This is a genomic window from Calditrichota bacterium, from assembly GCA_014359355.1.
Classification (GTDB): Bacteria; Zhuqueibacterota; Zhuqueibacteria; order JANLFK01; family Oleimicrobiaceae; genus Oleimicrobium.
Genome location: JACIZP010000226.1, coordinates 1 through 13,114, shown reverse-complemented (window position 1 = coordinate 13,114; position 13,114 = coordinate 1). Strand labels below are relative to the sequence as shown.

General features: G+C 61.4%; 11 protein-coding genes. 6 read left to right on the top strand and 5 right to left on the bottom strand.

Going from position 1 to position 13,114, the window contains the following annotated elements; genetic code table 11:
* Nucleotides 1-8 precede the first annotated feature (8 nt).
* From H5U38_10110 to H5U38_10085, 6 genes are all read left to right on the top strand, one after another.
* Nucleotides 9-1,553, top strand: a complete 1,545-nt coding sequence (locus H5U38_10110; protein ID MBC7187375.1) for a SpoIID/LytB domain-containing protein — start codon at nt 9-11, stop codon at nt 1,551-1,553.
* A gap of 360 nt (nt 1,554-1,913) precedes the next feature.
* Nucleotides 1,914-2,297: a response regulator transcription factor gene (locus H5U38_10105; GenBank protein ID MBC7187374.1), complete on the top strand. Its 384-nt coding sequence runs from the start codon at nt 1,914-1,916 to the stop codon at nt 2,295-2,297.
* Between the two features lie 278 nt (nt 2,298-2,575).
* Nucleotides 2,576-4,240, top strand: a complete 1,665-nt coding sequence (gene nadB / locus H5U38_10100) for an L-aspartate oxidase (GenBank protein ID MBC7187373.1) — start codon at nt 2,576-2,578, stop codon at nt 4,238-4,240.
* A gap of 63 nt (nt 4,241-4,303) precedes the next feature.
* Entirely contained in the window at nt 4,304-4,618 is a 315-nt protein-coding gene (locus H5U38_10095) for a hypothetical protein (GenBank protein MBC7187372.1), read from the top strand.
* A gap of 159 nt (nt 4,619-4,777) precedes the next feature.
* Nucleotides 4,778-5,932: an AAA family ATPase gene (locus H5U38_10090; GenBank protein ID MBC7187371.1), complete on the top strand. Its 1,155-nt coding sequence runs from the start codon at nt 4,778-4,780 to the stop codon at nt 5,930-5,932.
* 459 nt (nt 5,933-6,391) lie between these two features.
* On the top strand, nt 6,392-6,820 hold the full coding sequence (locus H5U38_10085) for a hypothetical protein (GenBank protein MBC7187370.1): 429 nt from the start codon (nt 6,392-6,394) through the stop codon (nt 6,818-6,820).
* Between the two features lie 53 nt (nt 6,821-6,873).
* Here H5U38_10085 and H5U38_10080 read toward each other — a convergent pair whose 3' ends face one another.
* The 5 genes from H5U38_10080 to H5U38_10060 form a co-directional block, all read right to left on the bottom strand.
* Nucleotides 6,874-7,749 carry a PD40 domain-containing protein gene (locus tag H5U38_10080; protein MBC7187369.1) on the bottom strand — a complete coding sequence of 292 codons (876 nt, stop codon included), beginning with the start codon at nt 7,747-7,749 and terminating at the stop codon, nt 6,874-6,876.
* A gap of 43 nt (nt 7,750-7,792) precedes the next feature.
* Nucleotides 7,793-8,683, bottom strand: coding sequence for a 2-hydroxy-3-oxopropionate reductase (locus H5U38_10075; protein ID MBC7187368.1), 891 nt, complete (start codon nt 8,681-8,683; stop codon nt 7,793-7,795).
* A 19-nt stretch (nt 8,684-8,702) separates the two neighbouring features.
* Complete coding sequence (locus H5U38_10070; protein ID MBC7187367.1) at nt 8,703-9,767, bottom strand: hypothetical protein; 1,065 nt, start codon at nt 9,765-9,767, stop codon at nt 8,703-8,705.
* Between the two features lie 27 nt (nt 9,768-9,794).
* Complete coding sequence (locus tag H5U38_10065) at nt 9,795-11,564, bottom strand: N-acetylmuramoyl-L-alanine amidase (protein MBC7187366.1); 1,770 nt, start codon at nt 11,562-11,564, stop codon at nt 9,795-9,797.
* 32 nt (nt 11,565-11,596) lie between these two features.
* Nucleotides 11,597-13,114 (bottom strand): DUF2961 domain-containing protein (locus H5U38_10060; protein ID MBC7187365.1); only part of this gene is annotated, 1,518 nt, incomplete at its 5' end.

Here is a 13,114-nt window from a genome sequence, read left to right as displayed (position 1 = left end):
ATTGCGCAGTGCAAGCGCCTGCAAACAGCCGAGAACCAATTGTCCGCATCGGCATGATCCGAGGCACCGACAAGGTCACCTTTCGCTGCAGCGAACCATGCGCCCTGTGCGACCGCGAGGGGAAGGTGCACGGCGAGATAGCAGCCGACCGCGCGTATGAGATAACTATCCGCGAATCGGTCCCTGCGCACATCGATTACTTTGTGCGCCTTGCCATCTGCGAAGACGAGCTGGGCGCCCGACAGGCGGTAGCCAAAGAGGCCGAGAAAGGCTGGCCGCTCACTTACCGTCAGGTAGGGCTGGTCGTGGATGTGGGAGCCTCCACTGTCGACAACCGGGAGTATTGGGTGCTCGCCGGGCCCTTTCCCACGGAAAAGGACGCCGTCGAATTCCGCCGCCTGCATGGCATCCCGGCTGTCTACTTGGTCGTGGAGCAGGCCGTACGTCCCCCCCGCGCCGTGTTGGAGTGCGCGGGGCATCGCCTTCAGGACGTCGTCCGCATTGTGCCACGCCCGGGCAGGAAAGGCGTCATCACCCTGGCCAATGTGGTAGTGGGAGTGGAGTTTCACTGGCAACATTTGGAGGACCAGCTGCTTTTCGGCACCCTGGAGGTGGCGGTGAACAATCAAGGGCGCTTGGTCGCCATTGACGAGCTGCTGATGGAGGACTATCTTGCCAGCGTCAACTCCTCGGAGATGACCACCGATTGCCCGGAGAATCTGCTCCGCGCGCAAACGGTGGCTGCCCGCGCCACCGTGCTGGCCACCATGGGTAAGCACCACGCTGCCGAGCCCTTCCACCTCTGTGCTGATGACCACTGCCAGCGCTACTGGGGAGCAGGGTACGTCATGGAGCGCTCAACCCGGGCAGCTTTGGACACCCGCGGCGAGGTGCTCCTCTTCCAGGGCAAAGTGTGCGACGCCCGGTACTCGAAGATCTGTGGCGGAGTAGCCGAAGACTATGCCAATGTCTGGGATGAGCGCCACGTGCCTTACCTGGTTCCCTTCGTAGACGGCAAAGAGCCCGTGTCTTTCCCCATCGACGACGAAGCAAAGGCGCGGGCCTTCATCGAGAGCAGTCCGGATGTCTTTTGCAACACCGAGCGTTATCCAGTGCCCGCCAGCCTTGGCGACTCCAATCGGCTGTTCCGGTGGGAGGTGAGCTACACTCGCCAGGAGTTACAAGAGCTCATCGCGCGCAAAACTGGCATTGACTTTGGCGAACTGATCGACCTGATCCCCGGAAGACGAGGTGCATCTGGCCGCTTGATGAGCTTGCAGGTGGTGGGCAGCAAACATTCGTTCACGGTGGGTAAGGAACTCGAAATCCGCCGCATCCTCTCTGAGACGCACCTCTATAGCGCCTGCTTCTACGTTGCGCGTGAAGTGGATACGCAAGGCAGAGTGCAGCGGTTCGTGCTGCGCGGCGCGGGCTGGGGGCATGGCGTCGGCCTCTGCCAGGTGGGGGCCACGACCATGGCCGCGCAGGGCTACGACTACCGAGCCATCCTCAGCCACTACTACCCGGGCACAGAGCTGGTAAGACTCTACTGAGGCTGGCGCCAGGAAGACGGGGTGCCTCGCCAGGGGAAACCACCCAAGTGCACAGCTTTCGCGATGCCCGACACGCCCGAAGTCCCTGCCGATGCCGAAGAGCTGGTGCTTCGCGTACCTGGGGTGTGAGCGCACCTCGCGGCCTCTCCCCCCAGGGATGGAAGGCAACACTCTCCCGTTGCAGGGCCGTCCGGCAGCCGAAGCTCCTCTCGCCTCTGTTCCCCATTCCTCCCGTAAGGGGTCTCCTTCGTGGCAGGAGTTCTGGAGTCCTGTCACAACACCATCCCTCTCCGCAGATCGGGCATGATGCCCCTATGCATAGACGCGGTTAAGGAAGTGTCACAAGCTGCGGAAAGGGTAATGAGGATCATCATCGCGGACGACGTCCTGAAGTCACAGATGCAGGCCTACTTGGCGCTGCACCGTCGGCATGAGTGCGAAATTGCCGAGGATCGCCAGCGAGTGGTGACCTTGGCCCGGGAGTTCAACCCCGACGTCATCCTGCTGGCTTCCGGCTTTGACTCACACACCGAAAACGGCGACTGGGCGGACCTGGTGCAAGAATTGAAGCAGATCGCGCCAAAGTGTCGGGTCATCGCCATAACCGACGTGGACTGGGAGGGCGGGGAGAGCGCGGCGCGCGCTCTGGGTGTGGCTGGTATCCTCAGGCGCCCTCTGCGTCAGCAGAAGCTACTTGACCTCATCGGCAGAGGCGAGCAGGACGTACGAGTCGCAGGCGCCTGATCTATTGGGCGCGGCCGAGCCCAAAGCACTGCCGGATGGGGGCTCGCCTTCTTGAGTGCCACGCCAGGGGGATTTCTGTCCTTGCAGTACAAACGCTCGCCCCACAGAGGTGAATCCTCGCGTCCCCATTTGCCCACCCACTTTCCTGTTCACCCGTGCAACGGTTGTCCTTCACATCGCTTTCAAGCGCTGGCAGGGCCAGCTGCGAAAACTACTTGATTTTTGCCGTGAATTGTGCTATGTTGCTGCCGACGACCGAAAGATAAAGGGAGAGCCTGATGGCAAGCAAGCATGGGAATGACGTGCGGTGCGATTTTCTGGTCATCGGCAGCGGGATCGCTGGCCTGTCGTTTGCGCTCAAGGCCGCCGAGCATGGTGACGTGGTGGTGGTCACGAAGAAGGAGCGGGCGGAGTCAAACACCAACTATGCGCAAGGGGGGATTGCCTCGGTATTTGCCCCAGACGACTCTTTCGACATCCATCTTGAGGATACCCTGCGGGGAGGCGCCGGCCTGTGCCACGAGGACGTGGTGCGCATGGTGGTCTCGGAAGGGCCGCAGCGGGTGCGCGAGCTTGTGGAGTGGGGCGCGCAGTTCACCGTCCGGCAGGAGGGTGGCAAGACGGTTTTCGACTTGGCCCGGGAAGGCGGCCACAGCCGCCACCGTATTGTGCACGCCCGCGACCACACCGGTGCCGAGGTGGAACGAGCACTCATCGCTGCAGTGAAAGACCACCCACGCATCCAGGTCTTGGAAAACCACGTAGCCGTTGACTTGCTCACTGAACACCAGCTCGGCCGCGAGGTGGAGGCCAAGGCAAAGCGCCTCCACTGCTGGGGAGCGTACGTCTTGGATGTGGCGCACAAGCGAGTGACGCCCTTCGTGGCGCGGGCGACCGTTCTGGCCACTGGCGGCTGCGGACAGGTCTACCTGCACACCACCAATCCGGAGATCGCCACCGGCGACGGCGTGGCCATGGCCTATCGGGCAGGGGCGCGCATTGCCAACATGGAGTTCATGCAGTTTCACCCCACCTCGCTCTATCGCGGCCCGCACGCCACGGGGCGGTCATTCCTCATCTCGGAGGCGGTGCGCGGCTTCGGCGGCATTCTGCGCACCAGCGACGGGGAGGATTTCATGCGCCGTTACCACCCGATGGCCTCCCTCGCACCCCGCGATGTGGTGGCCAGGGCCATCGATACAGAGATGAAGAAACGGGGCGAGCCTTGCGTCTACTTAGATGTCACCCACTTGGACCCGGAGGCGGTGAAGGCGCGTTTCCCCCACATCTACGAAACCTGCCTGCGCCACAAGATTGATATGACCAAAGAATGGATCCCGGTCGTGCCGGCAGCACATTATTCCTGTGGCGGCGTGATGACTGACATGTGGGCGCGCACTAACCTCACCGGGCTCTATGCCTGTGGCGAAGTGGCATGCACAGGTTTGCACGGGGCAAATCGCTTGGCCTCCAACTCCCTCCTGGAGGCGGTCGTGTTTGCCCATCACGCCTACGAGCACGCGGTGCAATTCGCCAAGGACGCACGCGAGCCTTTGCCAAAGTTCCCCCCTTGGGATGACTCGGGCACCTTCAACAGCGAGGAATGGGTGCTCATTGCCCATGATCGGGAGGAGATCCAAACGCTCATGTGGAACTACGTGGGCATCGTGCGTTCTGACTTTCGCCTGCAACGCGCGTTTCGGCGCGTGCGGCTCATCCAGGCCGAGATCGAGGCATTTTACAAGCGCACCACGGTCACGGAAGGCCTCATTGAGCTGCGCAACATCGCCCAGGTGGCCGATCTCATCATTCGCTGCGCCCTGCGCCGCAAAGAGAGCCGTGGCCTCCACTACACTACTGATTACCCCGAACGCGACGACGTCCACTGGAAGCGCGATACCATCTTGTGCAGGCGCCGCTTGGTTGCGCAGCACAAGCCCTGACGCTTAGCGCCTGGCAGAGTTTGGCGGGGGGCACACAAACAATCTCGAGCACAGGAGCAGCCCATGGGACTGAAAATCCTGTCCGCAACTTTCGGGGGCCTGGTGCTTCTCATCACTGTCGACCTGTTTATGGCCTGGTACGGTGCATTCCTGCGGCGGCGCGGCATTCCTGGTCGGCTCGCCACTATGTTCCGGCGTCTGCTCTGGGCTCTTCTGGCCCTGCTCTTTTGGTCCGCCTTACTCCGCTACGGGATGCCGGAAAAGTTCAGCTCCTCGTACTTTCTGTTCGCCCTGTTCGTGTACAGCTTGCGGGGCCTGCTTGTCGCGTTTTTCCCGCAGAGGACGGCCAGCGAGAGTTCCTCACAGCCACGTGGTTGAGGGAGTCGCGCGATTGTGCCTCTGGTGGGATGGAGCACCAGGAGACGCGGGAGGGCGCGCCCTGGTTTTTTCGCTTGACAGTCGTCGCGCGGCTGCGTATATTGTAGCAGAGCGAGCTTCCGAACGCGGTTCGCAATCCCATGCACGGGGTGCAACACCATGATCCTATCACGTGTGCGCATTAAGGCCTTCAGGTCGATCCTCGAACTCAATGCCGTTTTGAACCCGCGCATCAATGTGCTCATCGGCTCCAACGAGACCGGCAAGACGAACATCCTGCGCGCCATCGAGTCCTTTTCCCCCAATGCCCAGTTCGACACCTCCCTCACCTGCCAGTATTCCAACCACTACTACGAAGGCAAGTGCCCGGAGGTGGAGCTGGAATTCAGCTCGCTGAGCGCCGAGAACAGGAAGGAACTGAGCGTGCTATCCAAGGCGTTCGAGGAGGCGCAGAGCTTCTCGGTAGTTAAGACTGGGCCCAGCCTCCAGGACTACCGCGTGCTCATTGGCGGGCAGCTATTGGAGGACGTCAACGTGCGGCGGGTGCTCGATGCGCTGCCGCGTCTCCTCTACTTCGAGGACATCCGCCTCGTGAAGAGCGAGGTGAACTTGGCGAGCCTCCTGGAGAACAAGAGCGGATTTGCCACCGAGCGCAACCTGTTGAAGGTCGCCGGCCTGGAGGACCTGGACCTGGCATTTGAGGATTCTTCACGGGGACGCCGAGCGCGCGAGGAGGCCGGCAGGGCGCTGACCGAGCAATTGCGCCGAGTCTGGTCCCAAGAGCCAAGCATTGAAGTCAAGCTCAACGTCAACCGCGACGTGCTTTACATCGACGTCACGGACGCCAGCACTGTCTTCGACACGCCGGAGTCCAGGAGTCTGGGGTTTCGTTGGTACCTGTCCTTCTATGTGCATTTCATGGCTCAGAGCTTCGAGGGGCGCGCCAACGAACACATTTTTTTGCTGGAAGAACCGGGTATCCACCTGCACCCGGCCGGACAGAAGGACCTTGTCAAAGTCATCGAGGACCTTTCCGCGAAGAATCAGCTTATCTACACGACACACTCTCCGTTCATGATCAATCGGCAGCATCCGGAGCGAGTGCTCTTGGTCACCAAGGACAAAGACGGTACCCACATCGACAATCAGGCCTATCGTCAAAATTGGCGTCCCTTGCGGCAATCCATAGGTCTGATGATCGGGGATTTGTTCTTTTTCGAGGATAGCGGCTTGATCCTGGAGCTTCCGCGCGGCAAACAGGGCAAAGGAGTGTTGAGTCGCCTCCGGGTGTGGGGTTCGCAGCCGGGCAGCTGAAAGGAGGGGCGACGCCAGCAACAACACCGCGGCGACTCGAGAACTCCGCGGGCGGACGCTCCTTCGCTGGGCATGTGCGCCTGTATTGCCCGGCGGTCCTGCGAGAGCTGCGGACAGCAGCACTCGCTCCTGTGGCGCCCGTTCTACAGCTCATCCCCCTGGGCCCGATGACGTAACGGAGGAAACTCCGCGGATCGCGCCGCCAGTTTGGTCTCGACACACCACTGCCAGAAAGGAGGATGTTCGTGAGAGCGACGCTCCCCAAGGCAGGTCCAAGACCCATGTTCTCAATGGCGCAACCACGTGTTGCCCTTACCGACCGCAGCCCACCTTAGGTTAACGACCGACTTTGGCTTCCACCATGTGTCCACGGGATTGCGATGCCCGCGCTCTTGGTTTAGTGGCTATCAACACGGTCCAGACTTGTGGTGGTCACTTGCAAATTGCGAAGGGTGAACTATGAGCACGAAGGCTGGATTGTGGATCGATCATCAGAAAGCCACCATCGTCTACCTGGACGGAAAGGAAGAGAGCACGCGGATCATTGAGTCGGACGTCGAGCCGCGCATTCGCGTCACGGGCGGCTCGCGTTCCGCAACCCCCTACGGGCCGCAAGAGTCGGCAGCCGAGCGCAAGCGTGAGGAACGACGCAAGCACCAGATGGAGGCCTACTACAACAAGGTAGTGGACGCCTTGCGCCGCTGCGAAGAAGTGTTCATCTTTGGCCCTGGCCCAGCCAAGGGCGAGCTAAAGAAGAACATGGAGCGCTTGAAGGACCTGAAGGTGCGCGTGGCAGCAGTCGAACCTGCCGATAAGATGACCCCGCAACAGATCGCAGCCAAGGTGCGCGCCTTCTTTGGTCAGGAGCGGCGCGTTCGTCGCTCGTGAAAGGGACAGAGGGCCCCACCGCTTGTGTATGTCCGTGGGGCCCTCGTGTCTTCCTATTTTGCGACCACGACGTAGATATCGGCTGCAGCGGGCAGGCCTGTCCTTCGCGTGGAGCTGAAGTAAAAGGAACTCCCTGAAGGCGACAGATAGGGGCACGACTCCCAAGCCTGGGAATTCAAATGGGCGGGAAGCACCTCGGCCGCGCTCCAGGTACCGTTTTCGTGCCTCGTCTCCCAGAGGTCAAGGCCACCGTGTCCTCCAGGCCGATCGGAGGCGAAAACAATCCTCTCCATCGCGCCAATGACACAGGGGTCAAAATCGTTCTGAGGAGAATTCACTTGGCGGCCGAGATTGGCAGGAGAGGCCCACTGCTTGCCACTCCACGCGCTGCGAAAGAGGTCATGCCCGCCAGCGCCACCACGCCCATCTGAAGAGAACACCATCACCCGCCCGTCGCTGGAAAAGGCGGGTCCCCAGTCATCACCTCGGCTATTGACTACCATGCCGAGGTTCTCAGGTTCCCCGAAGCCATATTCGTGCAGTGCCACTCTCCAGATATCTGCGCCCCCAAGACCGCCCGGGCGGTCACTGCAGAAGTAAAGCCACCTGCCATCTGGGGTAACCGCGGGGTCAAATTCCTGCCACCGGGTGTTGAAAGGAACCGGCTGTGGCGCCGTCCACCGCCCTTTTTGCCAGCGGCTGAAGTAGATGTCCTGATTGAGACTGTCCTGAGGGTCCCACCCCATGGTGGCAAGAAAGAGCGTGCGCCCATCTGGCGTCAGGCAGCACTTGGTCTCGCACTGGGCGGTGCTGATGATGCCTTCCGCCAGCAGATGTGGCTCGCCGGTCTTGTAAAAGTCCCGGTCGGGACGCGCGCAAGAGAGTGTCAGCACGGCAGCTGCGACAAACGTCAGGTGCCCAAGTCTCATCCTCCGTCGTAGCCTCCCGTTGGCGTTCTGTTTAGGTGAGTCGTTAACCTACTCGGTATTGGGCAAGCCGCTCCAGCGCCTTGATGAGCGCCTGCGTGCCTTCCTCTCCTTCACCGGCCGCCTGGCAACTGGCAAACAGTTGATGTACCAGGCTGAGGGCCGGCAGAGGAAGGTGCAGCTCACGCGCCACCTCCAACGCCAAGCGCAGATCCTTCTGCTGGAGCCGGACCATGAAACCTGGCGCAAAGTCGCGCGCAATCATCTTCGGCCCCAGGTTCACCAACTGCCATGAACCGGCGGCGCCGTCCTTTACCGCATTGATCATCACCTGCGGGTTAAGGCCGGCCTTGCTGGCCAGGAGGAGCGCCTCACAGGTGGCCAAGTTGTTCACCGCCACCAGGATCTGGTTACAGAGCTTGGTCATCTGGCCCATGCCATTGGGCCCGACGTGCACAACGCTCTTGCCCATGGCCTGAAAAATGGGCAGGCAACGCTCGAAGACCTCCTTGTCGCCCCCGACCATGATGGCCAAGGTGCCCGCCTGTGCGCCGGTATCGCCGCCGCTGACCGGTGCGTCCAGCATGGCTACGCCACGCTCCTTGAGCGCTGCAGCAATCTTCTTGGTAACGCTCGGGGAGATGGTGCTCATGTCGATGACCACCATCCCTGGACGGATGCCCTCGCACACCCCTTCGGGTCCCAAGATCACGGCCTCCACATCGGGCGAATCGGTCACCATGGTGATGACCACATCGCTGCGTTCGGCCACGGCACGGGGCGACGGGGCCGCTTCCGCACCGCGGCTGACCAACAGATCCACAGCCGGTTTGCTCCGATTGTACACCGTCACCTTGTAGCCAGCACGCAACAGATTCGTCGCCATGGGCTTTCCCATTATGCCCAGGCCAATGAAACCTATCCGCGTCGTACTCATGATCTCACCTCGCTGGGGCTCAATAGTCGCCGTACTTTTCCACCAATTCCATTGCACGACAGTAGTTGGCAAAGCTCACGTCATCCGGCACGCTATGGTCCGAGTGGTAAATGTACGCTCCGTCGCTCTTGGCCACGGCGAACTTGGTGCTGATCTCTTTCTCCAGGGGGGCGAGGTCGTCCAGAGCCATGAGCCGCACGTCAATGCCCCCCATGAAGGCCAGGCGCTCGCCATAGAGCCTCTTCAGCTCAATCAGGTCCATGCCCGCCTTCACCTCCAGGGGCTGCAGGCAGTCGAACCCGGCTTTGATGAGGTCTGGGATGAGAGGCTTCACACAGCCACAGCTATGCAGGATGACCCGCAGACCTTTCCCGTGAAAAAAGTCCACGATCTTCTTGTGAAAAGGAAAGAGGAGTTCGCGGTACATCTGCGGAGAGAAGAGAGGCCCGTTGCGGTAGCCCATGTCGTCGTAAAGGAAGGCGCCGTCGAAATCGAAGCCTCGTCCCAGCATCTCCTCCGCACCATCGATCAGCAGCTGCACGCCCGCGGCAAAGATGTCGCGCACCCATGCGGGGTCGTCGAGCATGGCCATGAGCAGGCGCTCGCTGCCCACGAAGCCCTGGGAGCGATCATACCCCATGGCTCCGGCGAAATGGCAGAACCAGCCGGCCTCCTTGTCGACCCTGAAGCGCGCAAGGGCTGAGGCCCAGTCTATCCTCCGGTCATTCCAGCTGAGCAACGGTTTGTACTCTTCCCAGCTGCGGCGGTCCTTGACCGCAAAGTCGAGGTAACCGGGGGTAGAAGTGGCATTTTTCCAGTTCTTGACTGTTGCCCCCAGACTGTTTCGGACAATCCGGTACTCATCGGTCTCCTCCAGCACCACTTCCGGAAGTTGGAAGGAGATGTCAAAGTCATAGGCGCGGAACGCATAACCGAAGTGTTCCACGGGGCTGACGCCCTCGGGTAGACCTTCACGGTGCCAGCGAGCGACGGTGGTTGCCCATGGCGAATCCTGAATGGGCACTCTGTCAGGCTTACGATGCTCCAGCGCGCAGAGCACGCGTTCCCGGGGTGTCATCTCCATCACAACCTCAGCCGTGGTGGGCTGCGCTCACTGCCCCTGTTTGCGCAAAAAGTCCTCCAAGCCGTCAAATACCGCCTTGGCCATTTGCTCGATGAACGAGTCGTTCATCAGCAACATCTCATCCTCGGGGTTGGACATGAAGGCTCCCTCCACCAGGAAGTAGAGCATGTCTGTCTGACGCGTAATGAAATAGGTGGAATAAATCTTGCCGAATCCTGCCAGTCCGATCTGGCGCAGCCTTGGGTAAACAGTCCAGGCGAGGTCCTGACTGTGGGGCTGCGTGTAGTAGGTGCTGGTGCCGCGCACCATTGGGTCGGCACCCTCGCCCACGGAATTGTTGTGCATCATCACGAAGATGTGTCCGCGGGCCTGTTGGGCAATCAGCACCCGTTCTTTGAGGCTCAGGGTGCGGTCGTCCTCACGGGTGAGCACCACCCGAGCTCCGGCGCTACGCAGCATGCTCCCAAGCACCTTTGCCCACTTCAGATTGACGTCCTTTTCCATGATCCCTGTGGGGCTGATGGCACCAGGTTCGTCGCCGCCGTGGCCTGGGTCCAAAACGAAGGTGAGTCCGGCTACGGGGCTCGACGGCGGCTTGGCAATCTGGGGCGCCCGCCGCACCTCCAAGACCAGTCCACGGTCGCCGTAGCTGACACTGTAGCCCCATTGCTGTCTCTGGTTGAGCTCAACCCGCAGGCGATACACTCCCTCTGCAGGCTGCGTCCAGCTCACCCGCTCGATGACCACCTGCTTCTCCGGGTAGGTCAGCCATTGCGGGCCCTGGTGGGCGCCGTAGAGGTAGACATCCAGCCAAGCAGGCTGCAGGCTCTGCTCCACGCGAAAGGGCACTCTGCCGGTCATGTCCAGGACCAGCTGCACGCGATCGTCCAGCACAGTGCACGTCATGGAACTCACCACGGCGCGGGGCACGCTCGTCCCGAGAGGCAGCATGCGCAGGTCGCTGGCGTTGAGCCAGACGACATCTTGTGGGGAGAGGCGGGCGCGGTAGCGGCCCCCGATCTTGCCGGTCACCTCCACGCGCAGCCCGGCGGGCAGCGTCCAGAGGATGGCACCCCCCTGCGGGGCGTTCCACATGGGAGTTTCGGAGGTCACCTCGGCCACGAGGGGAACGGCACTGTCCAACACCGAGACGGTGCCCTTTGTCTCTGCCTTCGCCTTCTTGCCGTCCACGCCGCGCAACTCATACCTGACCGGCGTTGGCCTGAGAGAGCGCTCGGCCTTTATCCTGATCACTCCTTGGTAGATGCCCACCATGCCCTCTGCCTCATCCGGGGGCAGCTCTACCATGGGGAGGTCTTTGCACAGATGCTCGATGCTGCACCTGGCGCTCCCGCCCGGACTCCCCTTGAACCGCAGGCGCAGCAGGTCACCATTCTCTAAGACCATGTCCACGGTCGGCTCTACCAGGCTGGTGTCGATCTGCGTCGGGGAGGAGGGCGAAACCTGCAGCGGCGGAATGCGATAGATGGACAGGGTATCGGCCGCACGCTGCCCATTGGCCTCTGCCTGAATCACGACCCGATTGAGGCCTGGGGCGAGTGAGACGCGATGCACAAAAGCGCCACTGGGGTAAACGCGCACCTGCTGGTCATTCACGGTGACTTTGGCCGTCGGCAGCGTGCCCCCGGCAATGCGCAGGCGCGGGACGCTCACGGTGTCGCTTCGCGCGGGAAACGTGACCTTTAAGAAGGTAGCCCGCGTCGCCTGATCCGTTTGGCCAAAGGCTAAGGTGCAACATACAGCAACAGCGACAAATCCAGCACTCGTGTTCCTCATCGCTCCTTCCTCGCAGCAAGATGAGCAGGTTCTCACTTCGGCGTGGTGCTGAACAGAAGTTCGCCCTCAGGGTCTGGGATACGCAGATAGAAACCCCAGAAACCGAGCACGTCAACCACTTTCACCAGCAGCTTGTTCCACCCTGCCCGGAGTTCCACCGTCACCTGATCCTGGTCAGGCGCGGGGGGCCGCAGAGCGGGGTTATGGTGCACCAGCACATCGTTGACCCAGAGGCGCACACCATCGTCGCTGCCAATCAGCAGGTGGACGGTCTGCGGCTTTGGGGAATAGACATAAGTCAAGGCATAGGCAGCGGTATAGTCATTGGGCGTCAGTAGCGCATCCATGTTCACAAAGCCGGTGGAGTCCGCCCGCACATTTCGCCAAGCAATGGGCTTACCGCCCTTGCCGGTGTAGGTGGCAGAGAGGTCGATCTTCTGCTCTGGAGGCCACACGGTGAGTAGGCCATAGGCCCCATCCTCCTGCGCGCCGGCGTCGAATGGTCCGATGAGCAGCCACTCCTCGACAAACTGCCGGCGCGGCCGCAGCAGAATGCAATCCAAGCCGATGTCCTGGCCACTCGCCTCGGTCGCACGCCCTACACTAGTCAGCACAAGGGAGTGCTGGCCTTGAGCCAACTCCACGTCGCGGAGTTCCACCGCACCGGCGTGCATCGTCTCCGGGGCGTAGCCGTCAAACACAACCTCCTGAGGGTGCCCTGCTATCGCTATCCGCACTTGGCCATAAGCGGGACCCCTGGTCATGAAACAGCAGACGTCATACCGGTCCGACATGGCAACCGGAAAGGTCACGGCCACCTGGTCACCGGTTACCAGGCCCGTGCATGCCAACTGTTTGCCGTTACTCCACTCGGCACCGTGCGCCGTCATCTCCTCAGTGCGGAGCGCAACCTTTTCCCAATCACCGACCAAGACCCGCGCTGTCAGCTCTTCTGCCTCGACCACGCCCGGCGGCACGATCACCCTGAGGGGGATGCGGGCCTTGGGCGGCGGCAGCGGCGCCAGGGTCTTGTGCGGCTCCCTCTGATACCAGAACGCGACGCTGCTGTAGTCACTGGGCACCTCATTGCCGTGCCCGTGCTCCATGGTCACCAGGAGGCTGCGGCGAAAGGGGATGGCGTCGCCAACATGAAAGCGATAAGCCACGACCTTGGCCTGCTCCTCGTCCTTGATGATACAGCCGTGCAGCGGCCCTGCGTACGTGCCGCGATTGAAATACCAGCCACTGGTAAAATAGTCCTCTGTGCCAGTGCCGTAGATCGAAGGCGTAGACTCCCCGTCCACGTAAATCATTTCATCCCCTTCCAGGAACGTGATGTCCCCGCTGCGGCCCTGCATGTTGAGGATACACCCCACAAAGTGGCCGTACCCCTCAGCGTCGAGGATGGTGTAGTTTTTGCCGGGTGCCGTTTGCGCCTCGCGCCGCCAGTAGGCGTGAAACCGGCCGACGTTCTTCTCGAGTCTGTCCAGCTCCTGGTAGTCGATATGGTAGTAGAACGAATCGACGTCATAATCGGTCTCGTTGACCAC